General features: G+C 37.6%; 1 protein-coding gene. It reads left to right on the top strand.

What is annotated here, in order from left to right; translation table 11 throughout:
* Positions 1 to 80: 80 nt before the first annotated feature.
* On the top strand, positions 81 to 327 hold a 247-nt coding region (locus J690_RS23535), incomplete at its 3' end, for a helix-turn-helix domain-containing protein (protein ID WP_032038881.1).

Here is a 327-nt window from a genome sequence, read left to right as displayed (position 1 = left end):
CAGCACACCCGAAGGTGTCCCCCTCCCGTTCTGAACTGCACCCCATAAGTTAGACTTTTAAAACTTATGAGGTGTGCTCTATGCCAATTCCGAAGCATTCAAAAGAGTTAAAATTAAAAGTCATTCAAGCTTATTTAGAGGGAAGTAAAGGATATAAAATCCTTTCACAAGAATTTAATGTAGATCTCCAAACCATCCGCTTATGGATTGAAAACTATAAGGCACAAGGTGAAGATGGCCTGAATGTTAAAACTAAAAAAACCTACTACTCTTCCGAATTTAAAATCAAGGCTGTACAAATGCTTCTTGATAAGATACCGGTAAGAG

Source organism: Acinetobacter sp. 742879 (genome assembly GCF_000588535.1).
Classification (GTDB): Bacteria; Pseudomonadota; Gammaproteobacteria; order Pseudomonadales; family Moraxellaceae; genus Acinetobacter; species Acinetobacter pittii.
This window is presented reverse-complemented; position numbering and strand designations above follow the sequence as displayed.